We start from the raw sequence: 25,679 nt of genomic DNA on the forward strand, positions 1-25,679 counted from the left end.
ACCACATCAGACGTCCGAGAAACCCTGCGCGTCTCGCTACCGCAGGCCCAGGGACTTGTGCGTTTGCATGCTCAGGTGCCACTGCGGGTGCGCGAGGCAGTAGGCGATCGCCGCGGCGGTGTTCTCCTGCACGGCGGGGCCGTCCATCGGTTGCAGCGAGAAGTGGCGGAAGGGGTAGTGGATGAACCGATCGGGCGGGGCATCCGGCTGCGGGTAGACAAGCTTGAGCTCGTTCCCTGCCGCCAGGAGCAACGGCGTTTCGCCCTTGGGGCTGACGCAGATCCAGTCGACCCCCGGCGGCGCGGGCTGTGTGCCGTTCGTCTCCACGCCCACCTCGAAGCCGGCGCCGTGAAAGGCGCGCACCGCCGCCTCGTCCAGCTGCAACAACGGCTCGCCGCCCGTGCACACCACGTACGGGCGCCCGCCACTCCCCGCCGGCCAGTGGCGGCGCACCGCCTCGGCCAGCGCGGCCGCCGTCGCGAACTTGCCGCCGTCCGGGCCCACCCCCACGAAGTCGGTGTCGCAGAAGCGGCAGGCCGCCGTCGCACGGTCCTCCTCGCGCCCGGTCCACAGGTTGCAGCCGGCGAACCGGCAGAAGACGGCCGGTCGCCCGGCGTGCACCCCCTCGCCCTGCAGGGTGTAGAAGATCTCCTTGACGGTGTACATGAGCGCTCAGGACGGGATGCGGGAGAGCGCGGACGGGTCGTCGGGCGGCGATGTTTCCGCGCGACCATCGGCGTAGCGGGTGGGGTCGGGGATCCCCGCTTCGGCAAAGCCCTTCATCCGCAGCTGGCAGGCGTCGCAATGGGCGCAGGCGGCGCCGTCGGGCGAGGGATCGTAGCAGCTGGTCGTGAGCGCATAGTCCACGCCTAACGACTTTCCCAGCTCGATGATCTGCCGCTTCGTGAGGTCGATCAGCGGCGTGCGGATCGTGACCGGGCGCGTCCCTTCCACGCCGGCGCGCGTTGCCAGGTTGGCCATGCGCTCGTACGCCGCGATGTACGCCGGGCGACAGTCGGGATAGCCGCTGTAGTCCAGTGCGTTCACCCCGATGAAGATCTCCCCGGCCTCCAGCACCTCGGCCCACGCCAGCGCAAACGAGAGGAAGATCGTGTTGCGCGCCGGGACATAGGTGATGGGGATGTCGGCGCCGCCGTCGTCGAGCGGACGATCCTTCGGGACCGCCACGTTGGACGTCAGCGCCGAGCCGCCGAACATGCGCAGGTCGATCTCGGCGATCACGTGCTCGGCCACGCCGTACTGCTGCGCCACGCGCTGCGCCGCGGCGATCTCCGCGCCGTGCCGCTGCCCGTAGCGGAACGAGAGCGCATGCACGGCGTACCCCTCGCGTTGCGCCAGGGCGAGCAGGGTGGTGGAGTCGAGGCCGCCACTCAACAGGAGGACGGCGCGAGGCGAGGATTGGCTAGGCACGTGATGACGGCGGTGTTAATCTCTCGAAGCTAGAAGCCATCTCACGAATAGTCGACGGCGCGTGATCGGCGCAGGACCCCGACGCGCCGACGACCGTTCGTGCGATCCCCGCCATTGCTCGTCCCCTCCGTCTCCACGCCGCGAGAGCCTGATCGTGCACCGACCCCGCCGCCACACCTCGCTCGCCCTCGCCGCCCTCTCGCTCCTCGCCGCGGTCGTCGGCACCGGCTGCGCCAAGCCAGCGGTCGCCCCCCCCGCCGCCCCCGTCGTCGCCCCCCCGCTGCCCCCGATGGGCGTACCGTGCTCAAGGCGATGAACGATCGCTACATCGGCAAGTGGTACATGACGCTCACGTACAAGCAGAACGTCAGCATCATCGGCCAGAACGGGCGTGAGACGCGGCAGGTGTGGAACCAGTACGTCACCCTGCCGGGCCGGCAGCGCATCGACTACGTCCCGCTCACCTCCAAAAGCGGCGTGCTGTACGCCGACGGCCGGCTCTACTCGTTCACCAACGGCAAGCCGGCCAATACGCAGCCCGGGTGGCATCCGCTCCTCGTCCTCACCGGCGATGCCTACACGCAGATGGTCGACACGACGGCGATGCAGCTCGACTCGTTGGGCTTCGACCTCTCCATCGCCCGCAAGGATCGATGGGAGGGGCGCGAGATGTGGGTCGTCGGCGCCGCGGCGGGCGACAGCACCCGCTCGCAGTTCTGGGTCGATACCGATTCGCTCCTCGTGCGCCGCATCCTCGTGCGCGAGACGCGCGCCGGACGCACCACCGTCAACGAGACGCGCTACCTCAACTTCAAGGCCGTCGCCGGCTACCCGGTGGCCCACAGCATGCGCGCCTATCGCGACGGCCGCCTCTACTTCCGCGGTGAATCGAGCAACGTGCGGGAAGGCGAGCGGCTCCCGGTGGAGCTCTTCGAACCCCAGAGCTGGGCCACCTCGCAGCTCAAGCGTTAGGCAGTCGCCCCACGCGACGGCGGGGCGCACTCGCCCCGCGCACTCGCCACGCCCGTTCGCCCAGGCCGCGCCTGCGTGCGCGGCGTCTGGCTGGGCTGCGTCTACCTACGCCGCGTCGGCGCGCAGCGCGCCCACCAGCTCGCGCAGCTGCATGCTTCCCTGCAAGAGCTGCGTCGAGGCGGAACTCATCTGCTCGCACGCCGCGCTCTGCTCCTGCGTCGAGGCACTCACCTGCTGCGCGGCGGCCGCATACCCCTCGGCCGTGCGGGCCACCGACTGCACGCTGCGCGCGGCCGAGGCCACGATGTGCGCGTTGCGCTCCGCCTTCTCGGCGGCGCCGCCCGCCGCGGTGCGCGTGCGTCCGGCCGCGTCGGTGATGCTGTCCAGCGCGGCGTCGACGTTGCGCGAGACGCCCTCGATCTCCTCCACCTGCGACACGCCGGCCTCCATGGCGCGCGTCGTCGACCCGACGCGCGCGGTGACCACGCGCGTGAGGCGCACCACGTCGTCGGCCGCCACCTGCGCCTGCTCGGCCAGCTTGCGCACCTCGTCGGCCACGACCCCAAAGCCGCGCCCCGCCTCGCCGGCGCGCGCCGCCTCGATGGCCGCGTTCAGCGCCAGCAAGTCGGTCTGTTCGGCGATGCGTCCCACCGAGGCGACCAGCTTGTTGATGTCCTCCGCCGTCGCGTTGAGCGCATCCACTTCCGACGCCGCCTCGCGCACCGTCTCGCGCACCGTCGTCAGGATCCCTAACGAGCGGGCGAGCTCGAGCCGCTTGGCGCGCGCGGTCTCCTCGATCGCGGCGGCGAGCGCCGTCAGTTCCTCGGCGCTGAGCACGACGTCGTCGGCGTTGGTGCGAATGGCACGCAACGCATCATCGATGGCGCGTAGCTGCCGCACCTGACTCTCGGCGCCAGTCGAGATCTCGGTCATCGACGACGCCATCTGGTTGGACGACGCCGAAATCTGCTCCGAAACGTTGGCCAGGTCGCGCGCCGAGTGGGCGACGTCGTTGGCCGTGTTCGTCGTGACGGAGACCACGCGCGACAGTGAGGCCGACGTCGAGTTCATCGCGTCCGCGAGCTCGCGGAACTCGCCCGGAAGGTCGCCATCCACGCGATTGGCAAAGTCCCCCGCGCTCAGCGCCCGCGCCTGCTGCGCGAGCTGCCGAAGCGGACGCGCGATCCAGGTGACCGTGCTGAACACCACGAGGAGCCCCAGCAGCACCGCCACGCCCATGATCAGCAAGACCCACGTCCCTCGTTGCTGCGCATCGCGACGCAGCTTGAGCGACGCCGCATCGACGCCGCGTGCCTTGAGCGTGGCCAGCTGTCGCACGTCCGCGAGCAGCGGATCGACGCCGGCACGCGCCGCATTCCCCTCGGCGAACGCCGCGTCGCGGCGCCCAAGATCGGCCAGTCGATGGGCGCGGGCATAGCGCACCTCGATGTCGGACAGCCGCGCATCGATCGACGCCACAAGCGACATCTCGCGCGCTCCCTGTCCGTGCAGCAGGTTCATGGCGCGCTGCGCAGCGTGCGATTCGCGGGAGAGGCGCAGGAAGTCACCGCGAGCCAGGGTGTCGCGCGTCTCGAGGTAACGCTGCGCGGCCGCGAGCTCCTGGGTCACCGCTCCCGACAGTCGCGACGACAGCTGCGCGTCCTGCTGCACCGTCTCCAGCGTCTCGCCGATCACGTCGGACATGCGCATGATGGCGGCGCGCCCGGCGAGGCCGGCGGCGCAGAACAGCGCGACGAGCAGCGAGAAGCTCACCAGCAGTCGCTGGCGAATGCTCTGGAAGCGCACCACGCGATCGATCATGCGCCGCTCCCTCCGTCGATGACGAGCGTGCCCCTGCGCACGCGCGTCATCACGTAACCCTTGCCGACCACATCGCCGGTGGGGAAGAACGAGATCGGCCCGGTGACGCCGGGAAAGGCCGTCTCACGCGTCCGCGAGGCGAGCCACTGCCGCACCTCGCGACGGGAGGCTCCGCCCTCGGCAATCGCGCGCGCGACCAGGCGCGTGGCATCGTAGGCCAACGCAGCATTGCCGTCCGGGGCGACCCCGAAGCGGCGATGGAACGTCGCGGCGAACTGTTGAACCTCGGGGCGCGGGTCCTGTGCCGTGAACGGCGCCCCCACCATCGCCCCTTCGGCGAGCGCGGTGTCGCGCACGATCCCCGTCCAGCCGTCGCTCCCCAGGAAGGCCGCCTTCACCTGCTGTCGGCGCGCCTCGCGCAGGACGGCGAGCCCCGAGGCTTCGGTTCCGGCGACGAAGACCACGTCAGGGGAGCGTTGGGCGATCCACGCGAGGAACGGCTCCACGTTGCTGCTGGCCTCCGAGGGGATCGGGTCGTTCGCGACGATGAGTCCGCCGAAGTTGCGTTCGAACGACTCGGCGAGCCCGCGTCCGTACGCATTGTTCTCGTAGAGGATCGCCGCTTTTCGGAAGCCCTGCGCACGCGCGTGCCGCGCGAGGTCGAGCCCGTTGACCGAGTCGCTGGAGATGACGCGAAAGACCCACGGCGAGACGCCGGTGAGGTCCGGGGTGGATGCCGTCGTCGAGACGGCGGGGAGCCCGCCATCGTACACGCGGGCGGCGGCGATCATCGTCCCCGAGTTCACGTGCCCGACCACGGCGACGACCTTCGGGTCGCCCACGAACTCGGACGCGATCGCCACGGCGCGCGTCCCGTCGCCCTTGTCGTTGCGCAGCACGATGCGCAGCGGTCGCCCACGCACCCCGCCTTCCTGGTTGATCTGCTCGATGGCGAGGTCGATCCCTCGCTTGTTCATCTCGCCGTAGGCGGCGTCCCAATTGCCGGCAGCTGCAATCAGCACCCCGTCGGCCGACGAGGCACAGGCAGTCAATGCCGTGAGCGCCGCGGTCGCGAAGACCCGGCGGAGCGATCCGGAAAAATGCAGAGGGCGTCCCACATGCGATGGACGCCCCCATGGGGGTGCGGGCAACGCCTCGCCCCCCGTGCGATTGTGACCTGCGTTACCGGGCCGGCGCCGGCTCCTGCTGGCTGAGGCAGTGCAGGGTGCCGAGCCCCCACACGAGGTCGACCGCGTGTATCCCGACGATGGCCCGGTCGGGGAAACACTCGGACAGGATATTGAGCGCCACCCGGTCGTTGACGTCGTTGAAGGTGGGGACCAGGACGACCCCGTTCCCGACGTAGAAGTTGGCGTAGCTCGCCGGGAGGCGTTGCCCGTCCATCACGACCGCGCGTGGGTAGGGGAGTGTCACCACGCGCAGCTCGCCGCCGGCCGCCAAGGACAGCCGCCGCAGGTTGTCCGACGAGCGGAGGTGGTTGTCGTCCGCCGGGTCGGTCTCGTAGGCGAGCAGGACCGTCCCCTCGTCGATGAAACGCGCGATGTCGTCCACGTGCCCGTGCGTATCGTCGCCGACGCACCCCTCGCCCAGCCAGATCGTCTCCCGCACCCCGAGCGTCTCGCGAAAGACCTGCTCGTAGCCTTCGCGCGTGAGCCCCGGGTTGCGCTCCTGCACGGGTGAGAGCAGGCACTCCTCGGTCACCAGGAACAGCCCGGCACCATTGGTCTCGATCGCCCCGCCCTCGAGCACGACGCGTCCCGCGCCGTCGGGGCGCTGCGGCTCGAAGCGAGCAAGCCCGGTGATGGACTGGACCGCCGCTCCGACCTTGGCATCGAGGGCGTAGTTGTCGTACTTGGCCCAGGCGTTGAACTGCCAGTTGGCCAGGGCGACGTTGCCGTTGGCGTCGTGCACCGCGGTGGGGGCCGAGTCGCGCAGCCAGACACGGTCGTTAGGCACGACGTGCAGGCCGTACCCGGCGGGGTCGCAGTGGTGTGCCGCGAGCTTGGCGCGCGCGTCCTCGCGCACGTCCTCGTTGTGGCACAGGATCTCCACGCGCTCGTGCGTGTGCAGCGCGCGCACGATCTCCGCGTAGACCCACGGAATGGGTTCGAGCTTGCCCGGCCAATCCGGCTCGTGGTGCGGCCAGGCGATCCAGGTGGCGCGGTGCGGCTCCCACTCCGCGGGCATGCGGTACGGGGGGACGGGAGACGGGAGACGGGAGTCGGGAGTGATCATGGCGCTACGCTCCCAGGTATCGCGAGAGGATTCCGCCATACGCATCCACCCGTCGATCGCGCAGGAACGGCCAGTTGCGCCGCGTCTCCTCGATCAGCGCCGGGTCGCAGCGCGCCACGAGCACCGACGGGTCGGTCCCCGCCTCGGCGAGCACGCGACCAAACGGATCGTAGATGACCGACTGCCCGAAGAACTCGATGCCCTCGGTCCCGGGGTGCGCCTCGAAGCCGGCGCGATTGGGGGCCGCCACGAAGACGCCGTTGGCGATCGCGTGCGATCGCTGGATCGTGCGCCACGCCGTGACCTGCGCGTCGCCGAACGTCGCCTTCTCGCCCGGATGCCAGCCGATGGCCGTGGGGTAGAACAGGACGTCGGCGCCTAACAACGCGGTGATGCGCGCTCCCTCGGGGTACCACTGGTCCCAGCAGATCAGGACGCCGATGGTGCCGTAGCGCGTCTTCCACACGCGGAAGCCGTTCGAATCGGCCGAGCGCGCGGGATCGCGCATCGCGGTGTCGGCGGCGTCACCCGGGGTGAAGTAGTACTTCTCCTCGAAGAGCGGGTCGTGCGGGATGTGCATCTTGCGATACACGCCCAGCAGCGAGCCGTCGGCGTCGATCACGGCGGCGGAGTTGCGATAGAGCCCGGCGGCCTGCCGCTCGTAGATCGGCACGACGAGGACTACTGCGAGCTCACGCGCGAGCGCCTGCATGCGCTCGGTGGTGGGGCCCGGAATCGGCTCCGCCAGGTCGAACCAGTTGATGTCGAGCGACTTGCAGAAGTACGGGGCGTTGAACAGCTCCTGCAGGCAGATCACCTGCGCGCCGCGCGCGTGTGCGCTGCGGACGCCGGCGATGGCGCGGGCGACGTTCTCCTCGAGGTCGCGCGAGCCGGCGATCTCCTGCACGAGACCGACGGTGAACGGGGCGTTTGGCATGCGCGGAAACTACTGGCCACGGCGCGAACCTCCAACGTCCCGCGACGAGGGCGCGCCGCCGCCGTTGGCGTCGCGCCCCGCTACTCGAGCAGCGCGACCACCACGTCGTTGACGTTGGTCCCCGTCATCCCGGTGCGCAGCAGCGCCCCGGCGGCGTCGAGCGCGGGGTACGCGTCGTGCGCATCGAGGTCGCGCTGCGGGTCGCGACCCGCGAGCGCGATGCGTGACCACGTGTGGCCATCGACGATCGCGCCAGCCGCGTCGGTCGGTCCGTCGCGTCCGTCGGTCCCGGCGGAGAGGATCGTGATGCCGCGCCCCGCCGCCCCCGCCTCGTGCAACGCCTGCGCGGCGGCGAGTGCGAGTTCCTGCGCCCGCCCGCCGAGCCCGGGGTGGCCACCGAGCGAGACGGTCGTCTCGCCGCCCCACACCAGGGCAAAGCGGCAGGGCGTGGTTAGAGGTGTGGGCGTCCTCGCGCGCGGCCCACGGTCGCTGCGCGCCGCGATCGCGGCGCGGGCGATGGCCTCGCCCGTGGAACGCGCCCCACCCCGGATCGGCGTCGGGGCGACCCGCGCATCGATCCCGAGCGAGGCGGCTTCTTGCGCCACTCCCGCGAGTGCGTCGCCATTGCCGAGGATGATGCGCGGCGTCACGCCGTGCAGCAGCGCGCTCCCGGGCTTGGGCGTCTCCGCCACCTCGCCGAGCAGGGTGCGGTCGATGTACTGGCGCACCTCGTCGGGGATGTGCGGCCACAGGCGTTGCGCCTGCGCCAGCTCCACGAGGTCGGCGACGTGCCAGTGATCACCGCTGCACGGTCCGGAGGCGATCGCCGACGGATCGTCGCCGATGACGTCGGAGGCGATCAGCGCCGTGACCTGTGCCCCCTGAAGGGCGACCGCGAGCCGCCCGGCCCCCCAGCGCATGACGCGCTTGCGAAAGGCGTTCATCACCTCGATCGGGGCGCCGGCGCGGTGCAGCCCCTGAAAGAGCTCGAGCATGCCGTCGACCGAGATCCCTTCGGTTGGGGCGGCCATCAGCGAGGAGGCGCCGCCGGAGATGAGGACGATCACGTCATCACCCGGCTGGATGAGGCGCACCACGTCGCCCACGGCGTCGGCCGCGGCCAGCGAGCCGGGGCCGGGGACCGGGTGGTCGCCCGTCACGACGAGGAGCGGATCGACCGCTTCGTCACGACTGGCCGTCACGACGACCCCGCCCTCCGGGGTCCGCGTCGCGGCGGCGAGGGTGTCGAGGGCCGCGTGCGCCATCGGGACGGCGGCCTTGCCCGCGGCGATGATCCAGGGGCGGGCGCCTAACGTGATGCCCTCGAGCGCAGCCCGGGTCGCGGCGCGTGGATCGGCGCTGCGCACGGCGGCCGCGAAGAGTTGCTCGGCGATTTGTCGCGTAGCGGTCATGGGAGAAACGTACAACGCCCCGGCGGTGGTTGCCGGGGCGTTGCACCTGTCAGGGCGTACCGCCCGCGGGCGGCGACAGCTTGTCGATCACTTCGCCCAACTCGGTGTAGGCCTCCGCGGATGACTGCCGGAAGGGCTGCGCCTTGTAGGCGATCCTGCCATCGGGACCGATCACGTACAGCGACCGGTTGTCCAGCTTGTTGGCGGGCAGGTAGGCCCCGTAGAGCGTTCCCACTGCCCCGTCCCCGTCCGATGCGAACGTGAAGGGGAAGTTCGCGTCCTTCATCCACGCCACGAGCGCGGTGTCGGGATCGACGCTGATCCCGATGAGGGTCACCTTCTTCCCCCCATTGAAGAGCGTGGCGTACTGATCACGGTACGCCTCCATTTGGATCGTTCAACCCTTGGTCCGCGCCTTGAAGAAGAAGGCGAGCACCACCGTGTTGCCCTTGTACGACGAGAGCTTGATCGCCTCGCGCATCGGGCCGTCCCGGGTGACGCCTCGCAGCGTGAAGTCCGGGGCCATGTCGCCAACCTTGGGCCCCGTCTCCGCCTGCTGTGCGCCACCAGTCGACGGCACCCCGATGGCCAGTGCGACGGCCGCTGCCATCGTCCCGAGCCTGACCGACGTGAATCGCATGTCCATTGTCCTGGCAGGTGTGCGCGAAAAGTGCGAGCGCGGTGTCGACTTTCGCAACACGCGCCGCGGGCGCGAGGCGTACCCCCCACCGGCTCCGCGCAATCGCGAATGGACACTGCGCTGTCCGTGACGGGGACACCCGGGCCGGCACCCATCGCGTAAGTCGTTGCGCTGCATCGCGACGGAGTTCGGCACGACGCGTGCCCTGCATGGGGACACCCGCACCACCCCCATTGGAGGGCCCCATGACGATCTCGCGTGCTTCCCTGTTTGTCGTCGTAGTCGCGTCGCTCGCCACGCTCGCCGCGTGCCAGAAGGCAGAGACACCGGCGCTCGACACCGCGCTTCGCAACGACCTCTCCCTCGCCTCGCAGGCGCAGCCCTACCAGCCGCAGATGTACGTCTCGCCGCAGGAGCAGGGGTATGCGTACGGTGCGCAGGGCTACTACCCGCAGCCGCAATACCCGCCGCAGTACTACCCGCAGCCGTACTACCAGCCGCGTCCGCAGCCGGTGGTCTATCGTCAGGCACCTGCACCGCGCGTGATTCGCCGCGCGCCGGCGAGCGAGCCCGTCTACAGTGGGTCGAGTGCGGGCGGGGTGTACGGTGGCGAGGAACCGGTCATCAAGAATACCAAGCGTGACGCCATCATCGGCGCGGCGGCCGGGGCGGCCATTGGAGTGGCCAGCACGCGCAACACGCTCAAGGGGGCGATCATCGGCGCGGCGGCTGGCGGATTGCTCGGCGCCGTGGTCGGCGAGAAGATCGACGTGCGACGTCCGCGTTAGGCTCGCGGCACGGACCGGGCGTACGAGCGACCGGGGCGGCGGGGGCCATCGTGGCCCCCGCCGTCGTGCGTCCCCCCTCGCCACCACCCGATCCCGGCGCTCAGGTGCCCACCGCCAGCCGCAACGCCCCCTGGTGGCAGCGCACCGTGAGGGTCGACTCCCGCGCCTGGTGCAGCTCCCCGTCGGCATCGAACAGGGGAGGGGCGTCGAAGGTGAGCGTCACCTCGCGCACGGTGCGCCGGCTCACCTCGGGCGCGCCGATGTGCGTCCCGCGCGTGGCCCCCGCAAAGACAGCGATGCGCCGCCAGGCCGGGCCATCGGCCACGCGCACCACATCCAGCAGCCCGTCCTCCACCGTCGCCCCCGGCGCGATGAGGAAGCCCCCGCCAAAACGCGGGCCGTTGGAGACGACGACCGCGAGGTGATGCGCGCGCGGAAAGACCGCCGGCGCCCCCTCGCCCTCGGCCGGGTACGTCAGCGCTGCCTCGAAGCCGCGGTAGGCGAACAGCTTGCGCGCGGCGGTCAGGAGGTACACGGCGTGCCCGCGCAGCCACGTCACGCCCTGCGTTCCGCGCAGCACCTCGGCGTCGAAACCGAAGCCGGCGCAGTTCACGAAGTGCACCCCGTCGACTTCGCCTACGTCGATGGCGCGCTCCCGCGCGCCGAGGGCAATGGCGAGCGCCGCGTCGAGGTCGTGCGCAGGGACGCCGGTGGCGAAGGCGAGGTCGTTGCCGGTCCCAGCGGCCAACAGGGCCAGTCGCGGGCGCCGGGCGCTGGCGATGATCCCGCGCACCACGTTGCCCCAGGTGCCGTCGCCGCCTAACGCCAGGATCGTCCCGGCGCCGGCCTCGGCCGCCGCGCGGGCCAGCGCCGTTTCCTCGCCGGCGCGTGTCGTCAGATGCAACGTGTGCGGATGCCCGCGTCCCAGCGCCTGCTCGAGCCGCGGGATGAGGCGCGACGCCCGCCCGCGCCCGGCGGCGGGGTTGGCGATGATCGCGAGGGGGAGGGGCGATGGGGTGGACATGCGCCCCCAAAGAAACGGCGGCGCCACTCCCGAGGGAATGGCGCCGCCGCCGCGCGCGTGGAACCCGCGCCGGCGCTACCGCCCGCCCACCAGCTGCCGCAGGACGTACGGGAGGATCCCCCCGTTGCGGTAGTACTGCATCTCTTCCGGCGTGTCGATGCGGGAACGTGCCGCAAAGCGCGTCTCCGTACCGTCCGCGGCACGGGCCACCACGGTGAGCGTGGCGCGCGGCGTCATCGCGTCCGACAGCCCCTCGAGGGTGTACGTCTCGAAGCCGGTGAGCCCCAGCGACTGGCGCGTGGCCCCGTCGGCGAACTCCAGCGGGATCACCCCCATCCCGACCAGGTTCGAGCGATGGATGCGCTCGAACGATTCGGCGATCACCGCGCGTACGCCGAGCAGCATCGTCCCCTTGGCCGCCCAGTCGCGCGACGACCCGGTCCCGTACTCCTTGCCGGCGATGATGATCAGCGGCGTCCCCGCCGCCTTGTACGACTCGCTCGCCTCGTAGAACGAGGTCGGCGGCGCGTCGGGCGACGTGCGCGTCCACCACCCTTCCATCCCCGCCGTCAGTTCATTCTTGAGGCGGATGTTGGCGAACGTGCCGCGCATCATCACTTCGTGGTTGCCGCGACGGGCACCGTACGAGTTGAAGTCCTTCTTGGGAACACCTAACGACAGGAGCCACTGCCCGGCCGGGCTCTTCTCGGCGATCGAACCGGCCGGCGAGATGTGGTCGGTGGTGATCGAGTCGCCGAACATCCCGAGGACGCGGGCCCCGGCAATCGGCTGCACCCCCGGCGGCGTCATCGTCATCCCGGTGAAGTACGGCGGGTGCTTCACGTACGTCGAGGCGTCGTCCCAGGCGTAGCGCGATCCCGTGGGGATGCGGATCGCCTGCCACTGCGCGTCGCCGGCGAACACGTCGCCGTACTCGGCCTCGAACTGCTCGCGCTTGACGGACGAGAGCACGACATCGGCCACTTCCTGCGCCGTCGGCCAGATGTCGCGGAGGAAGACCGGGCCGTCAGCCCCAACGCCGATCGGCTCGCGATCGAAGTCGATGTCCATGCGCCCGGCCAGGGCGTAGGCCACGACCAGCGGCGGCGAGGCGAGGTAGTTGAAGCGGGTCTGCGGATTGACGCGCCCTTCGAAGTTGCGGTTCCCCGAGAGGACGGCCGCCACCGTCAGCTTGCCGTCGTCGATCGCCTTGACGATCGGGTCGGGGAGCGGGCCGGAGTTGCCGATGCACGTGGTGCAGCCGTACCCGACGATCTGGAAGCCTAACGCGTCGAGCGCCGGCTGCACGCCGGCCTTGTCGAAGTAGTCGCGCACCACCTTGGAGCCCGGCGCCAGCGACGTCTTGACCCACGGCTTGCTCGTGAGCCCCTTGGCCGTCGCCTTCTGGGCGAGCAGGCCGGCCGCGAGCATCACGCTCGGGTTGGACGTGTTGGTGCACGACGTGATGGCGGCGATGACGACCGCGCCGTCCTTGAGGGTGAACGACTGGCCGCGCCACTCGCACGCGATGCCGGCGCTCTCGTGCGTCGGCCCCTCGTTCTCCATCACCGCGACCGCGGACTTTTCCGCCTTGGCCTTCGCCGCCGCCTGCTGCTGCTCATGGTGCGCCCGCAGCGACTCGGTGTAGTTGGCCTTGACCGCGGTAAGCGGGATGCGATCCTGCGGACGCTTGGGGCCGGCCAGCGACGGGACCACCGTCGACAGGTCGAGCTCGAGCGTGTCGGTGTACTCGGGGTCGGCCATCCCGTCTTCGCGGAAGAGCCCCTGCGACTTCGTGTACGCTTCGACCAGTTGCACCTGCTCTTCGCTGCGCCCCGAGAGGCGCAGGTACTTGAGCGTCTCGTGGTCCACCGGGAAGAAGCCCATCGTGGCGCCGTACTCCGGCGCCATGTTGGCGATCGTCGCGCGGTCGGCGAGGGCGAGCGACGACAGCCCGTCACCATAGTACTCGACGAACTTCCCCACGACCTTCTTCTTGCGCAGCATCTCGGTGCAGGTGAGCACCAGGTCGGTCGCCGTTGCGCCTGGCGGAAGTTTCCCCGTCAGCTTGAAGCCGATCACCTCGGGAATCAGCATCGACACCGGCTGCCCCAGCATCGCCGCCTCGGCCTCGATCCCGCCGACGCCCCAGCCCAGCACCCCCAAGCCGTTGATCATCGTGGTGTGCGAGTCCGTCCCCACCAGCGAGTCGCAATACGCCACCGTCTCGCCGTCGCTCGTCGCCGTGAAGACCACCTGCCCGAGGTACTCGAGGTTCACCTGGTGGCAGATCCCCGTCCCCGGCGGCACCACGCGGAAGTTGCGCAGCGCCTCCTGCCCCCAGCGCAGGAACTGGTAGCGCTCCAGGTTGCGCTCGTACTCGAGGTTCACGTTGAGCAGGAACGCCGCCTCGGTCCCGTACTCGTCGACCTGCACCGAGTGATCGATGACGAGGTCCACCGGCTGCAACGGGTTGATCTTCGTCGGATCGCCCCCCAGCGTGGCGATCGCGTCACGCATCGCCGCCAGGTCCACCACGCAGGGCACGCCGGTGAAGTCCTGCAACAGCACGCGCGCCGTGCGGAAGGCAATCTCCTTGTCCACCGGGTGCTTCACGTCCCACGTGGCCAGCGTCTCGATGTCCCCCTTCTTCACGAACGCGCCGTCCTCGCCACGGAGCAGGTTCTCGAGCAGAACCTTGAGGGAGAAGGGGAGGCGGTCGACCTTCCCGCCCGACAGCGCGCGCAGCGCGTCGAGTCGGAACATGGTGTACGACCGGGGGCCAACGGTGAGGGTGGCCTTGCTGCCGAAGGAATTCGGATGGGTCATGAGCTCATCACGCAGATGAGGGCGCCGCAGGCCGCGGCGCAGTGAGTCGCGGAGCCACTGGCGGCGGCTCACGGCCCCCGCCAGGCTGCGCCTAATGTAGTGACAGTCCCCCAAGTATCGGAGCAGACGCACCCGTTCCCGCACTCCGACCCCCGCACCACGCCGTCCACTGCTCGGACTCTGGCGCCGTCACCCGCGGGCCCTCCTGCCTCACGGGCACCCCAGTGCGGGGGCTGGCGTTTCGGCAAACGCGGGCCAACTCCTGTCCGACGCGTGGCCACGAAGTGGACTGGTCCCAGGTGCCCGAATAGGGGCCGCGCCCGCGGGGCACCGTCGGCGAGGGGCTTGGCCGGGCTGGCCACGCACCGCGCCTTCGCTCGACGGTCGGATCGTCGAGGCGTCGACGACCTCGTCGCCGACCAGCGTGACGGCCGCCTTCGAGTGCGCTGACGCCGGGACCCCCCCCGCCGGGGGGCAGGGGGAAAGGGGGAGCCCGCGCCGCGCCTCGCCCGCGGCGGTAGATTCGGTCCTCGGGACGCGACGCGGACGCGCGGCCCGCTCCGCGCTCCGAATTGGGTCCCGACGGCCTGGCGTTCTGTCCGTGCGGCCTCGGTCCCCTCACCCTGGCCTCACGATGTCGATCGAACGGCAGGTCGCGGAGCTCGCCATCCGCCTCATGGAAGTCGAGTCGACGAGCGGGCATGAAGCGGCGGTGATCACGGTCGCCGAACAGCTCCTCGCCGACCGACGCTGGAACACCGAGCGCATTCCGGTCGGCGACGGTCGCGATGCGATCCTCGCGACGTCGGCCCCCGCTCCGCTCGTGACGCTGTCGACGCACCTCGATACGGTGCCACCCTACATGCCGCCCCACCTCGACGGTGACACGCTGCACGGGCGTGGCGCCTGCGACGCCAAGGGGATCGCTGCCTCCATGATCCTCGCCGCGGACCGGCTGCGCGATCGCGACGTCCCCGTGGCCCTGCTCTTGGTCGTCGGCGAGGAAACGACGCACGACGGGGCGCACGCGGCCAATGCGCGCCCCACGACGTCGCGCATTCTCATCAATGGCGAACCCACCGAGAGCACCCTCGCCGTCGGGACCAAGGGGGCGATGCGCGCCTTCGTCCGCACGCAGGGGCGCGCCGCCCACTCCGCCTATCCCGAGTTGGGGCACTCGGCGACGCGCGACCTGGTCAACCTGCTCGCGACGCTCGACGCCGTGGAGTGGCCCAGCGATCCGGTGCTTGGGGCGACGACCGTCAACATCGGGATGCTGAGCGGCGGCGTCGCCGACAACGTGATGGCGCCGTCGGCCGAGGCGCGCCTGATGCTGCGCCTCGTGACGCCGGTGGAAGAGGTGTGGCCGATCCTCGAGCGATGGGCGGCGGGACGCGCGGCGGTCGAACGCGGCGTGACCGTTCCCCCCGTGCGGCTCGGCACGCTCGACGGCTTCCCGACGAGCGTGGCCGCCTTTGCCACCGATATCCCCGCCCTCACGAACTGGGGGACACCGTACCTCTTCGGTCCGGGCTCGATTCACGTGGCCCACACCGCGCACGAGCACGTCTCGATCAAGGAACTCGCCGAGGCCGTGTCGGCGTACGAACGAATCGCGATCGGAGCGCTCGAGCGCGAGGGGCTCGGGCGCTAGTTACTCAGCCAGAGCCAGAGCCCGTAGATCCCGACCCCGAGTCCGCCAACCGCGATCACCGTCCCGACGTCGTCGCCGATGATCAGCCCGCCGAGGAAGGCGGCACCACCGACGATCGCCAGCGTCTGGCCGCGACCGCGCGCTCTCGGGGCGACGACTGCCGGCGTCAGCGGCGCATCCGTCACCTGCAATCGGACGCCGGAGACGGCGGCGTCTCGTCGCGGGCCGACCGCAGGGGCCGCCGGCAGCGTCGTGGCGGGCTGACGAAGGGAGGTCCCCCCCGACTGGGCGGCGGAGACGCTGGGGGCGGCGGCCACGATCGAGGCGCCGAGGGCGAGCTGGAGCAACAGGGTGCGCGCGGTCATGACAGATCGGGGTGAGGAGTTTCGACGGCCGAGTCGACTGGATGGGCAGGAAAGCTACGGCGGTGATACCTTGCCACCAACGCGTCCGGTCCGCCGTCGGTGGCCTCCCTCGCGCCACGGCCTCGTGGCCGATCCAGCCCCCCCGTCCCCTCGAGGGTTGCGTGTCCGATCCGCTTCTGGCGCGCCCGGTCGACCTCCCCGCTCCAACGCGCCCCAACGGTGCACCTTTCCCGCGGCGCGGTCGCTGGCGGCCCCGAGCGACCGCGCGCTATTTTAGTCCCCTCAACGCCTGACGAGAGACGGAATGCCGACCCCGCCGAAGAAGATCCGCAAGCAGTACAGCAACACCGAGTATCCCGAGGTCCTCCTGCGCTTCGAGGACGGCCACGAGATCCACGTGCCCAAGGGGCATACCAAGTCGTTCGACTGCTACGAGGGCGAGCGGATCAAGATCCTCGCGAAGTACGATCCCACGTCGGCGGAGCGCGAGAAGGTCGACACGTTGCGCGCCGAGCAGTTCCCGGACGCAGTGGCGTGATCCGCAGGGCGGCTACGGCAGCCCTGCTTCCGTTGGTGCTGGCGGCTGGGGCGCTCCGCGCCCAGTCGCCGGCCGGTGCCCCCGTCCGCGCCGACACCGCGGCCCTTCGCACATCGCTGAATGCCCTGGCCGACGCCCATCACGGGATCGTCGGCTATTTGGTGCGCGACCTCGAGACCGGCGCGACGATCGCACGCCGCGGCGACGAGACGTTTCCCACGGCATCGCTCATCAAGGTCCCCATCCTCGTCACCGTGTTCGACCTGGTGGAGAAGGGGATGCTGTCGCTCGACGATCGCCTGACCGTCCTCAAGATCGACAAGGTGCCCGGGGCCGGGACGCTGCAGTTCATGCACGACGGGATCGAGATCACCGTGCGCGACGCGGCCTGGCTGATGACCACCATCAGCGACAACACCGCGACCAACGTCCTCCTCGACCGGATCATCATCCGGCGCGTCTGGGACAAGATGGAGTCGCTGGGGCTGATGCACACCAAGGTCCATTCCAAGACGTTCCTGCGCAGCTCGAGCGTTGCGATGGACTCGTCGGTGAAGTATGGGCTCGGCGTCACCACCCCGGCCGAGATGGCGCGCCTCTTCGAACTCCTGGCGCAGGGGAAGGCGGTGTCGCCCGCGGCCGACTCGGTCATGCTCGACATCCTCGCGCATAACGAGGACGGCCAGCTGCTGCAGCGCTATGCGAACGGGGTGCATGCGCCGCACAAGACCGGGGCGACCGATGCGGTGCGTACCGAGTGCGCGCTCTTCTCCCTGCGCCACCGGGTGGTGGCGTGTGTCCTGACCCGGGACAACGTCGATCAGCGGTGGGTCCTCGACTCCGAACCACAGCTCACGATGGCCCGGATGGGCGAGGCGATCGTGATGGCGTGGGGACTCCCGCCCAAGACGCCATGATCCGCATCACGCCAAAGGTCGCCGACGCCCTCCTGAACGGGCGCCCCGTCGTGGCGCTCGAGAGTTCCGTGTTGGCGCAGGGGCTCCCGATCCCGGCCAATCGCGAGGCGGCGGAGCGCATGACGCTCGCCGTGGCGCGGGGCGGGGCGGTGGCGGCCATCACAGGGGTGATCGACGGGACGCCAACGCTCGGACTGACGCACGACGAGCTCGAGCGCTTCCTGGCGCGCGATGGGATCCGCAAGGTGTCATCGCGTGACCTGGCGGTCGCCGTGGCGCAGCGCCAGTCGGGGGCGACGACGGTGGCGGCCACGCTGGCCCTAATCGCGCGCAGCGACATCCGAGTCTTTGCCACTGGCGGCATCGGCGGCGTGCACCGCGAGCCGGCGTTCGACGAGTCGGCCGACCTCGTCGAACTGGCGCGCACCCCCCGCGTGGTCGTCTGCGCCGGTGCCAAGTCGATCCTCGACCTCCCGGCGACGCTCGAGCGCCTCGAGACGCTGGGCGTTCCCGTGATCGGGTATCGCTGCCGCGAGTTCCCCGCCTTCTTCTCCACCTCCAGCGGGCTCCCGGTCACCGCCGTCGCCGAGTCGCCGGAGGAGATCGCGGCCATCGAGCGGGCGCACCGACGGCTCGGTCGGGATGAGGCGCTCCTCATCGTACAGCCACCGCCGATCGATGCCGCCATTCCGCGCGACGAGATCGAGGCGGCGGTCGAGGGTGCCTTACGAGAGGCGGCTGCGCAGCACGTGCGTGGCGCCGCCGTCACCCCGTTCCTCCTGGCGGCGGTTGAGCGGGCGACAGCGGGGCGGTCCCGTCGCACCAACCTGGCGCTGCTCGAGGCCAACGCGCTGCTCGCCGGGCAGATCGCCGCCGCGCTCGTTCGGGACGACATCCCGCCCGTGCCGTCGGGGCGCATCCACGCGTCTTGAGCGTGGGCGCCAACGGGCACGGCGCCATGTCAGTGGCTAGCTTTGGAGCGAGTGCCGGCGCGTCGTCCTGCCCGCTGCAACACGCGTCACGGCGGGAAGTATTGAACCACCCGCGTTCGGAATGGTACAATAGGCCAGCACGCTCGAACGGGAGGTAGTGCGAGAGATGCCGACTCCATTCCTGAGTTCCGAGGAGTACGATGAGCGCGCCCATCAGCTCTATAACGAGGGGCACTATGATGAGGCGCTCGACGTCCTTCGCGAGGGGCTCGCGCTCTATCCGCACGCGGTAGAGCTGCACGTTGGCGTCGGCTATGCCCGGCTCGCCCGCGACGAGTTCGCGTGGGCGCGCCGCAGCTTCGAGGAAGCGCTCATCCTCGATCCCGAGCACGAGGACGCGCTCGCCGGGCTCGGCGAGGTCCTGCTCAAGCTCGGGCAGGAGGACGCGGCCCGGAAGGCGTTCCAGACGACGCTCGCGTTAGGCTACGAGGATGACCTGGAGCTCATGCTCCAGATCGGGCGCGCCCTCTTCCGCGAAGGACTCATCGAGGACGCCAAGGAGTTCTTCGAGGTCGCGATGCGGCAGGCCCCCGACTCGGCCGAGGCCGTGGCCCTCGTGGGCTACTCGCAACATCGCCTCGGCGACGACGAGGCGGCCATCACCACGCTGCGACGCTCGCTCCAGCTCGACCCCGACCACACCGAGGCGCGCATCTACCTCGGCAACATCCTGTACGACCGCGGCGAGTACGAGGCCGCGCTGTACCACCTCGATCGCTCCAAGCCCGAGGATCACTGGGACGAGCTCGGGATCTGGCGCCTGATGGAGCTCAAGCGGACCATCCACCGCCTCCCCGACGACGATCCGGAACTCAAGAAGTGGGAGGAGCGCCTGGCGGAGCTGGCCGGCGAGCCCGACGACATCGACGAGATGCTCGCCGAGATCGAGCAGCGCGCGATGGAACAGGACCAGCACGACGTCAAGCAGCAGCTCGAGCTGTTCGGGTCTATGCTGAGCGGTCTCGTGGACCAGAAGGGCGAAGGGCGCGAACACCGCGTGATGACGCGCGATGGACGCGCCTTCAACGGCAGCTGGGACGAGATCGTGCGGCAGATGCGTGACGGCAACGCCACGTTCACCGGCCGCTCGGTGCAGGACTTCATGCTCAACGAGGCCCGGCGCGGCTACTCGCTCACCGGGATCGTGATCCCGACCGGCGACGCCGAGAGCTTCATTCGCGGCAGTGCCGACGCCGGGCTCCTGCGCATTCTCACGTAGACCACCGCGATCACATGGCGACAGATGGCCAGCGGACGGCGCGGGCCGCGTTCGACGCGGCCCGCGTTTCGTTCGACCGCCTCGCGAGGGCGGTCGAGCCGGGCGAGATCGGCGGTGCGCTCACCGAGGCGTGGGCCGGCACGGAGGACGCGCTGCGTGCCCTCGCCGGCTCGCAGGTGCTCGGCGGGGTCGCCCTGGTGCGCGAGCTGCGCCAGCGCAACCTGCTCGCCCTCGACGATGCGCACGCCCTCGTCGATTTTCATGCCGCCGCCGAGCGCGCGGCGAGCGAGGGGTACGTCGCCTCCGCCGCCGACGTCGAGTCGGCGCGCGCCGCGCGGGAGCACCTCACGCGCGTGCTGGCACGCGACGCCGGGGGCGAAGCGCCGAGGCAGGCGCCGTACTCCGGCCCCATCTCCACCCCGGTCACGCCGCGCCCCGCCGTCGACCCGCTCCCGCCGCCGCCCCCCATCCCGCCGTCCGCCAGGAGCAACACGCTGGCCGCGGCGCTCGTGCTCGTGGCCGTCCTCGCCGTGCTCGGTGCCGTCGGCTACTACGCCCTCACCTTCAATCGCGAGTCGTCGGCGCTGCGTACCGGACGCGCCGCCTTTGCGGCTGGCGACCGCCTCACCGCCCGCAACGCCTTCGCCTCGGCCGCGGGCGAGGCGCCCGCACTCGCCGAGCCGCACATCTACCTCGGGCGCATCGCGCGTGACGAGGGCGATCGCGCCACGGCGAGCGCCGAGCTGCGGCGCGCCGTCGAACTCGAGCCCGCGAACTACCTCGCCCACCGCGAGCTCGCCGCCTACCTCCTGTCGACCGGACAGGCCGAGCTCGCCCGGTCGTTCTACCAGCGGGCCATCGAGCTCAACCCTGCCGACAAGGTGTCGCTGGGGTACATGGCCTGCGCGCTCCATCGCCTTGGGCGCACCGACCTCGCCGTGCGCTTCTTCCAGCGCGCCGGCCCGGGCGAGTGGGACAGCTGCAAGGCCACCCCGCCCGGCCCGCTCCCACTCCCGGCAGCTGCAGCGCCGGGCCCCTCGGCGCCGCCGCGCTGACCGTCGCGGGGACGCCATCCAGCCGTCCCCGCCGCCTCACCTGTGCCAGGTTTCGTCATGATTCGCTCGCTCGCCCCCGAGAGAGTGCACCGCACCGTCCTGTCCAACGGACTCACCGTCCTCGTACACGAGGACCACTCGGCCCCCGTGGCCGCGGTCGTCACCTACGTCAAGGCCGGCTACTTCGACGAGACCGATGACGTCGTGGGGATTGCCCACGTCCTCGAGCACATGTTCTTCAAGGGAACGCCGACGCGAGGCGTCGGACAGATCGCTCGACAAACGAAGGCCAGCGGGGGCTACCTCAACGCAGCGACCATCTACGACCACACGTCGTACTACGCCGTCCTCCCCATCGAAGGCTTCGACACCGGGCTCGCCATCCAGGCCGATGCCTACGCCAACTCGCTCATCGACGCGGAGGAACTGCGCCGCGAACTCGAGGTCATCATCGAGGAGGCCAAGCGCAAGGAAGACAACCCGGGGGCCGTGACGACGGAGACGCTCTACGAACTCCTCCACGATCGCCATCGCATCCGCCGCTGGCGCATCGGCCGCGAGGAGCCGCTGCGCGCGCTGCGGCGCGACCAGCTCGTGCGCTTCTATCGCAACTTCTATCGCCCCTCCAATACGGTGCTGGTCATTGCCGGCGACGTCACCCCCGCCGCCGTGATCCCGCGCGTCGCCGAGCTCTATGGCGCGCTTCCCGACGGCGAGATTGCGCGCGTCCCCGGCGACGAGGAGACTGCACCTGCCGGGCGACGCTATCGCGAGCGCGACGGCGACATCGCCGAGACGCAGGTCGCGATCGGATGGCGCACCCCCGGGACGCGACACGCCGATACGCCGCTGCTCGACCTCGCTGCCGCGGTGCTTGCCTCGGGTCGCTCGTCGCGCCTGTATCGCGCGGTGCGCGAGCAGCGCCTCGCCTCGAGCGTCTCAGCCTACAACTACACCCCCACCAGCCTGGGCGTCTTCGTCCTGCACGCCGACGGCCCCGCCGAGCGCGCCCCCGAGGCCGCGCGCGCGATGTGGAGCGAGCTGCAGGCGCTGCTCGACGGCGGCGTCGCCAGCGGCGACCTGGAGCGCGCCAAGCGCCTCTTCGAATCGCGCTGGCTGCGCCGGCTCGAGACGATGGAGGGGCAGGCCAACTTCCTCGCCGAGTGGGAGGCGTTAGGCGACTGGCGCTGGGCCGACGAATACGCCGCGCGCATGCTCGCCGCGACCCCCGCCGAGGTGACCGAGGCGGCGCGCCGCTACCTCGACCCCGCGCAGGCCTCGATGATGGTCTATCGCCCATCGTCGGCCCCCGTCTTCGCCTCGGGCGTGGTCGAGGCCTTCGCCGCGCTCGACAACGCCCCCACCTCGACGCTCGAGGCCATCGCCCTCCCCACCGCGCCCTCGGCGCCAGCGCTCGTCCAGGGGACGGCGCCCGAACGCACGCACGGCCAGGTGAGTGTCTTCCGCACCGCGCGTGGCGTGCCGATTCTCGTCAGACGCAAGGCCGGGACACCGATCGTGCATCTCGGGCTCTACGCGCTCGGCGGGGCGCTGGATGAGACGGCGACACACGCCGGCATCGCCACGCTCCTCGCCCGCACCACGCTCAAGGGCACTGCGCGCCGATCCTCCGATGTCATCGCCCTCGAGACCGAGCTGCTGGGCGGGAGCATCGCACCGACCGTCACGAGCGACGGCATCGGGTGGACACTCTCCGTCACCCCCCGGCACCTGGCGGCCGGCATCGACCTCCTCGCCGACGTTGTGCTCACCCCCACGTGTCCGGCGGCGGCGTTCGAGACGGAGCGAAGCGTGGCTCTGTCGCAGCTCGCGCAGCTTCGGGACGACATGATGCGCTATCCCGTGCGGCTGGCGACCGAGGCGGCCTTCGGCGCGCATCCGTATGGCCGTGGCATCCTCGGGAACGAGGAGACGCTGCGCGCCGTCACGGTCGACGACGCCCTCGGATGGCATCGGGCCAACGTGCGGCAATCACCGTGTGTCCTGGCGGTCGTTGGCGACGTGGATCCGGCGCAGATCGCCGAGGTGCTCGGCTCCGCCTTTGCGTCGCTGGAGTACCGGGACGCTTCCCCCCTCGTGTACCCCACGTGGCCCGACGGCGTGCAGCAGCGCGCCGACACGCGCGACAAGTCGCAGACGGGGCTCGCCCTCGCCTTCCCGAGTCCCTCACGCCGCGACGACGCGCGCATTGCCGCGCACCTCATCGCGGGGGTGGCCAGCGGGCTCGGGGGGCGCTTCTTCGACGAGCTGCGCGACAAGCAGTCGTTGGGGTACACCGTGCACGCCACGTCGAGCGACCGGCTCGCCGCCGGCATGTTTCTCTCGTACATCGCGTGCTCGCCGGAGAAGGAAGAGGTCGCGCGCGCCGGCCTCCTGCGCGAGTTCGCCAAGCTGTGCGAGACGCCCGTCACCGACGCCGAACTGGCGCGCGCCCGCACCTATGCGTTAGGCACGCATGCCATCGCCCAGCAGTCGGGGGGCAACGTCCTGGCCGAGCTGGTCGATGCCTGGATGTACGGGACCGGACTGGAAGAACTCGACCGCTTCGCCGACCAGCTGCTCGCCGTCACCCCGCAATCGATGCAGCAGCTCGCGCGGGAGTACTTCGTGCCCGAACGACGCGTCGAAGGGATCGTGCGAGGGAGACGGAAGGATTGAGGAGGAAGACGAGAAGACGAGAAGACGAGAAGACGAGAAGACGAGAAGACGAGAAAGCGACGCTGGAGCGCCAGACTCGGCGCCGCGACACACCCAACTCGTCTTCCCGTCTTCCCGTCTTCCCGTCTTCTCACGACGCCGGCGGGTTCATGATCTTCCCCACGAACAGGATCGTCCCGCTCAGCCGCTCGCGCAGTGCGAACACGAACGGGCGGTCGACGCGTACCATCGTGCGCTGCGGGAGCGAGGTCACACCGATGCCGATCGTCGTCACCGCCGCCGCCTCGGTCCCCACCTCGTTCACGTCCACGAAGCTGTTCTGCTTCACGAACGAGATGTACAGCTCGCGTCCCATCGACGAGGAGAGGCGCGTGAAGTCGGCCTGCCCGGCGGCGAAGGGGAGCTTCATCCCCATCGATTGCAGCGGAGCGTTGAGCGTCCGCTCCCACGACATCTTGAATCGCGGGAGACTCAGCTCCACCTCCGAGGTCGCGAACGCGGCGATCGCCGTCGACCAGGTGGCGGCGTTGAGCGAGTTCACCAGCGCCTGCGCCGTCTCCCCCTCACGTGGCAGGATCACCGTCATCGAGAACGCATCACCGCCGTAGCCGAGATCGACCAACGTGCGGCCGTCCACGGCCGCCACGCGCATCGTGTCCGTCCGGCGCATCATCGGCACCTGCACCGTTGAGCCGGACTCCAGCCTGAACGGCATCTGGACCGTCTGCTTCGGGTCGAAGGCTTCGCGCCAGTCGCCCTTGAAGTAGATCGCATTCATGAGGAGCATCACGAGCTCGGGGCTCAGCGCGTCGAGCACCTTCTCGATCTTGCCGTTGGTCGCCGTCTTCGCCCACCCGTTGATCGTTGCCAACGCCGAGGGCGCGGCGAAGTCGAGTGGCGCCGTCGTGGCGTCGAAGAACGACTTCGACTCGCTGAGGAACGTCGGCTCGATCGCCGGACCAAACGAGTTGCGGTAGAAGATCGAGTTGGCGATGCGGAAGTCGACGCGCGCGTCGAGGCCGCGCAGCATGGCGATCAGGTCGCGGTATGCCGCCAGCACGTCGGGGCGCGCCATCGCGCCGACGCCGAGCGTCGTACGCATCTCATCCTGCGTCGCCCCGGCTGTCCCGTTCATCGCCATCCCCAGCGCCATCGACGCCGACAGCGGCGACATGAAGATGTTTTCCGCCGGCGTGTCGGCGTTCACCCTGGCCAGCAACCGGAAGCCGAAGCTGTTGGCGGCCGTGATGATCCCCTGTTCGGCCGGCGAGAGCGCGCGCGGCAGCGCCTTGATCTCCTGCGGCGTCTTTCCCGGCGCCGACGGATCGCTGCACGCCGTGGCAAGGAGCAGAAGGGTTCCGACGACCGCCGCGTATCTCGTGCTCATGGTGCGCTCTCTTGTGTCCGTGTGGTCCCGGTCGGGCTAGCCCCTAACGCTGCGCTGACGGCGGGTACCCCAGCGTGTCATTGATCCACCGCACCAGGGGCGCCATCGCCTTGAAGTCCTTTTCGACCTGCTGCGCAAGCTTGCCCGATACCACCATGGCATCGTCCAGCGGCGCCGAGACCGTGAACGAGGCGTGCCGCAACAGCTCGGCGTGTTCGTGCGCGGGATCGTAGCCGCGCGGCGTGCGCGTCAACTTCCCCTCCTCGCTCAGCGCGCCGAAGCGGCTCGCCAGTGCTCGTCCCTTCAGCAGCTTCTTCAACTCTCCGCCACGTTCGGCGATCCCGTCGCGAATCGCCGCGAGCGTCGGACGCGCCGGCATCCAGATGCCGCCAGCAACGATCGACTCCCCCGGCTCCAGGTGGAAGTAGTACCCGGCCCCGGCACCGTGCGTTTCGCCTCCTACTCCGTGAGACGCACGAACGTGCGAAAACCAGCAGGCCACGTGGGTTTTGTATGGCGACTTGTCCTTGGAGAACCGCGTGTCGCGGTAAATGCGGAAGATCGCACGCTTGGGGCTGCCGGAGATTTCCGGGACCGTGCGCGCCAACCGCACGTCCATCTCCTCCACGAACAGCTTCATCGGTTCGAGCAGCAGCTCGTCAAACTGTTCCTTCCGCGCCTTGAACCACTCGCGCTCGTTGTGGCGCTTGAGCTGCTTGAGGAACTTCAACGCCTCGGGCGCAAAGCCGGGAAAGATCGTCAT

Annotated in this window: 23 protein-coding genes; 9 read left to right on the forward strand and 14 right to left on the reverse strand. The window is 70.2% G+C overall.

Features of this window, described 5'->3' with window-relative positions; translation table 11 throughout:
- Positions 1-36 precede the first annotated feature (36 nt).
- Together queE and queC are read right to left on the reverse strand one after the other, a co-directional pair.
- Positions 37-666: a 7-carboxy-7-deazaguanine synthase gene (queE, locus tag IPN47_09850; GenBank protein ID MBK9408340.1), complete on the reverse strand. Its 630-nt coding sequence runs from the start codon at positions 664-666 to the stop codon at positions 37-39.
- A 6-nt stretch (positions 667-672) separates the two neighbouring features.
- Positions 673-1,431, reverse strand: a complete 759-nt coding sequence (queC, locus tag IPN47_09855) for a 7-cyano-7-deazaguanine synthase QueC (GenBank protein MBK9408341.1) — start codon at positions 1,429-1,431, stop codon at positions 673-675.
- 300 nt (positions 1,432-1,731) lie between these two features.
- Between queC and IPN47_09860 the strand changes: the two genes are divergently transcribed.
- Positions 1,732-2,403 carry a hypothetical protein gene (locus tag IPN47_09860; protein ID MBK9408342.1) on the forward strand — a complete coding sequence of 224 codons (672 nt, stop codon included), beginning with the start codon at positions 1,732-1,734 and terminating at the stop codon, positions 2,401-2,403.
- Positions 2,404-2,508: 105 nt separating this feature from the next.
- Here the strand turns inward: IPN47_09860 and IPN47_09865 are convergent, their stop codons facing one another.
- The 7 genes from IPN47_09865 to IPN47_09895 all read right to left on the reverse strand — a co-directional run bounded on the left by IPN47_09865 (position 2,509) and on the right by IPN47_09895 (position 9,469).
- On the reverse strand, positions 2,509-4,224 hold the full coding sequence (locus IPN47_09865; GenBank protein MBK9408343.1) for a methyl-accepting chemotaxis protein: 1,716 nt from the start codon (positions 4,222-4,224) through the stop codon (positions 2,509-2,511).
- The gene (locus tag IPN47_09870) at positions 4,221-5,342 is read right to left on the reverse strand and encodes an ABC transporter substrate-binding protein (GenBank protein MBK9408344.1); all 1,122 of its coding nucleotides are present in this window, start codon (positions 5,340-5,342) and stop codon (positions 4,221-4,223) included. Before IPN47_09870 ends, IPN47_09865 begins: the two co-directional genes overlap by 4 nt.
- Before the next feature lie 64 nt (positions 5,343-5,406).
- Entirely contained in the window at positions 5,407-6,480 is a 1,074-nt protein-coding gene (locus IPN47_09875; GenBank protein ID MBK9408345.1) for an agmatine deiminase family protein, read from the reverse strand.
- A 4-nt stretch (positions 6,481-6,484) separates the two neighbouring features.
- On the reverse strand, positions 6,485-7,417 hold the full coding sequence (locus IPN47_09880; protein ID MBK9408346.1) for a carbon-nitrogen hydrolase: 933 nt from the start codon (positions 7,415-7,417) through the stop codon (positions 6,485-6,487).
- Between the two features lie 80 nt (positions 7,418-7,497).
- Entirely contained in the window at positions 7,498-8,829 is a 1,332-nt protein-coding gene (locus tag IPN47_09885; protein MBK9408347.1) for a DUF4147 domain-containing protein, read from the reverse strand.
- 49 nt (positions 8,830-8,878) lie between these two features.
- Complete coding sequence (locus tag IPN47_09890; protein MBK9408348.1) at positions 8,879-9,217, reverse strand: peroxiredoxin family protein; 339 nt, start codon at positions 9,215-9,217, stop codon at positions 8,879-8,881.
- A 9-nt stretch (positions 9,218-9,226) separates the two neighbouring features.
- Positions 9,227-9,469, reverse strand: coding sequence for a redoxin domain-containing protein (locus IPN47_09895; GenBank protein MBK9408349.1), 243 nt, complete (start codon positions 9,467-9,469; stop codon positions 9,227-9,229).
- A 395-nt stretch (positions 9,470-9,864) separates the two neighbouring features.
- Here IPN47_09895 and IPN47_09900 point away from each other — a divergent pair, with 395 nt between their 5' ends.
- Entirely contained in the window at positions 9,865-10,257 is a 393-nt protein-coding gene (locus IPN47_09900) for a glycine zipper 2TM domain-containing protein (protein ID MBK9408350.1), read from the forward strand.
- 100 nt (positions 10,258-10,357) lie between these two features.
- Here IPN47_09900 and IPN47_09905 read toward each other — a convergent pair whose 3' ends face one another.
- Together IPN47_09905 and acnA are read right to left on the reverse strand one after the other, a co-directional pair.
- Positions 10,358-11,281: a diacylglycerol kinase family lipid kinase gene (locus tag IPN47_09905; GenBank protein MBK9408351.1), complete on the reverse strand. Its 924-nt coding sequence runs from the start codon at positions 11,279-11,281 to the stop codon at positions 10,358-10,360.
- Positions 11,282-11,356: 75 nt separating this feature from the next.
- Positions 11,357-14,110 (reverse strand): aconitate hydratase AcnA, encoded by a 2,754-nt coding sequence (gene acnA / locus IPN47_09910; protein ID MBK9408352.1) that lies wholly within the window; start codon positions 14,108-14,110, stop codon positions 11,357-11,359.
- Between the two features lie 634 nt (positions 14,111-14,744).
- On the opposite strand from acnA, the gene IPN47_09915 reads away from it, so the two are divergent.
- Positions 14,745-15,764 carry a M20/M25/M40 family metallo-hydrolase gene (locus tag IPN47_09915; GenBank protein MBK9408353.1) on the forward strand — a complete coding sequence of 340 codons (1,020 nt, stop codon included), beginning with the start codon at positions 14,745-14,747 and terminating at the stop codon, positions 15,762-15,764.
- Here the strand turns inward: IPN47_09915 and IPN47_09920 are convergent.
- The gene (locus tag IPN47_09920; protein MBK9408354.1) at positions 15,761-16,129 is read right to left on the reverse strand and encodes a hypothetical protein; all 369 of its coding nucleotides are present in this window, start codon (positions 16,127-16,129) and stop codon (positions 15,761-15,763) included. The genes IPN47_09915 and IPN47_09920 overlap by 4 nt on opposite strands.
- A 304-nt stretch (positions 16,130-16,433) precedes the next feature.
- Here IPN47_09920 and IPN47_09925 point away from each other — a divergent pair, with 304 nt between their 5' ends.
- From IPN47_09925 to IPN47_09950, 6 genes are all read left to right on the forward strand, one after another.
- Positions 16,434-16,667: a hypothetical protein gene (locus tag IPN47_09925; GenBank protein ID MBK9408355.1), complete on the forward strand. Its 234-nt coding sequence runs from the start codon at positions 16,434-16,436 to the stop codon at positions 16,665-16,667.
- The gene (locus IPN47_09930; GenBank protein ID MBK9408356.1) at positions 16,664-17,584 is read left to right on the forward strand and encodes a serine hydrolase; all 921 of its coding nucleotides are present in this window, start codon (positions 16,664-16,666) and stop codon (positions 17,582-17,584) included. The genes IPN47_09925 and IPN47_09930 overlap by 4 nt, the downstream gene beginning before the upstream one ends.
- The gene (locus tag IPN47_09935; protein MBK9408357.1) at positions 17,581-18,516 is read left to right on the forward strand and encodes a pseudouridine-5'-phosphate glycosidase; all 936 of its coding nucleotides are present in this window, start codon (positions 17,581-17,583) and stop codon (positions 18,514-18,516) included. The genes IPN47_09930 and IPN47_09935 overlap by 4 nt, the downstream gene beginning before the upstream one ends.
- 166 nt (positions 18,517-18,682) lie before the next feature.
- Positions 18,683-19,795 (forward strand): tetratricopeptide repeat protein, encoded by a 1,113-nt coding sequence (locus tag IPN47_09940; GenBank protein MBK9408358.1) that lies wholly within the window; start codon positions 18,683-18,685, stop codon positions 19,793-19,795.
- A 14-nt stretch (positions 19,796-19,809) separates the two neighbouring features.
- Complete coding sequence (locus IPN47_09945; GenBank protein ID MBK9408359.1) at positions 19,810-20,850, forward strand: hypothetical protein; 1,041 nt, start codon at positions 19,810-19,812, stop codon at positions 20,848-20,850.
- Between the two features lie 57 nt (positions 20,851-20,907).
- Positions 20,908-23,529, forward strand: coding sequence for an insulinase family protein (locus IPN47_09950; protein MBK9408360.1), 2,622 nt, complete (start codon positions 20,908-20,910; stop codon positions 23,527-23,529).
- Positions 23,530-23,659: 130 nt separating this feature from the next.
- Here the strand turns inward: IPN47_09950 and IPN47_09955 are convergent, their stop codons facing one another.
- Together IPN47_09955 and IPN47_09960 are read right to left on the reverse strand one after the other, a co-directional pair.
- Positions 23,660-24,916 carry a serpin family protein gene (locus tag IPN47_09955; GenBank protein MBK9408361.1) on the reverse strand — a complete coding sequence of 419 codons (1,257 nt, stop codon included), beginning with the start codon at positions 24,914-24,916 and terminating at the stop codon, positions 23,660-23,662.
- Between the two features lie 43 nt (positions 24,917-24,959).
- On the reverse strand, positions 24,960-25,679 hold the full coding sequence (locus IPN47_09960) for a DUF2461 domain-containing protein (protein ID MBK9408362.1): 720 nt from the start codon (positions 25,677-25,679) through the stop codon (positions 24,960-24,962).

This window comes from Gemmatimonadota bacterium, assembly GCA_016719105.1.
GTDB lineage: Bacteria > Gemmatimonadota > Gemmatimonadetes > Gemmatimonadales > Gemmatimonadaceae > SCN-70-22.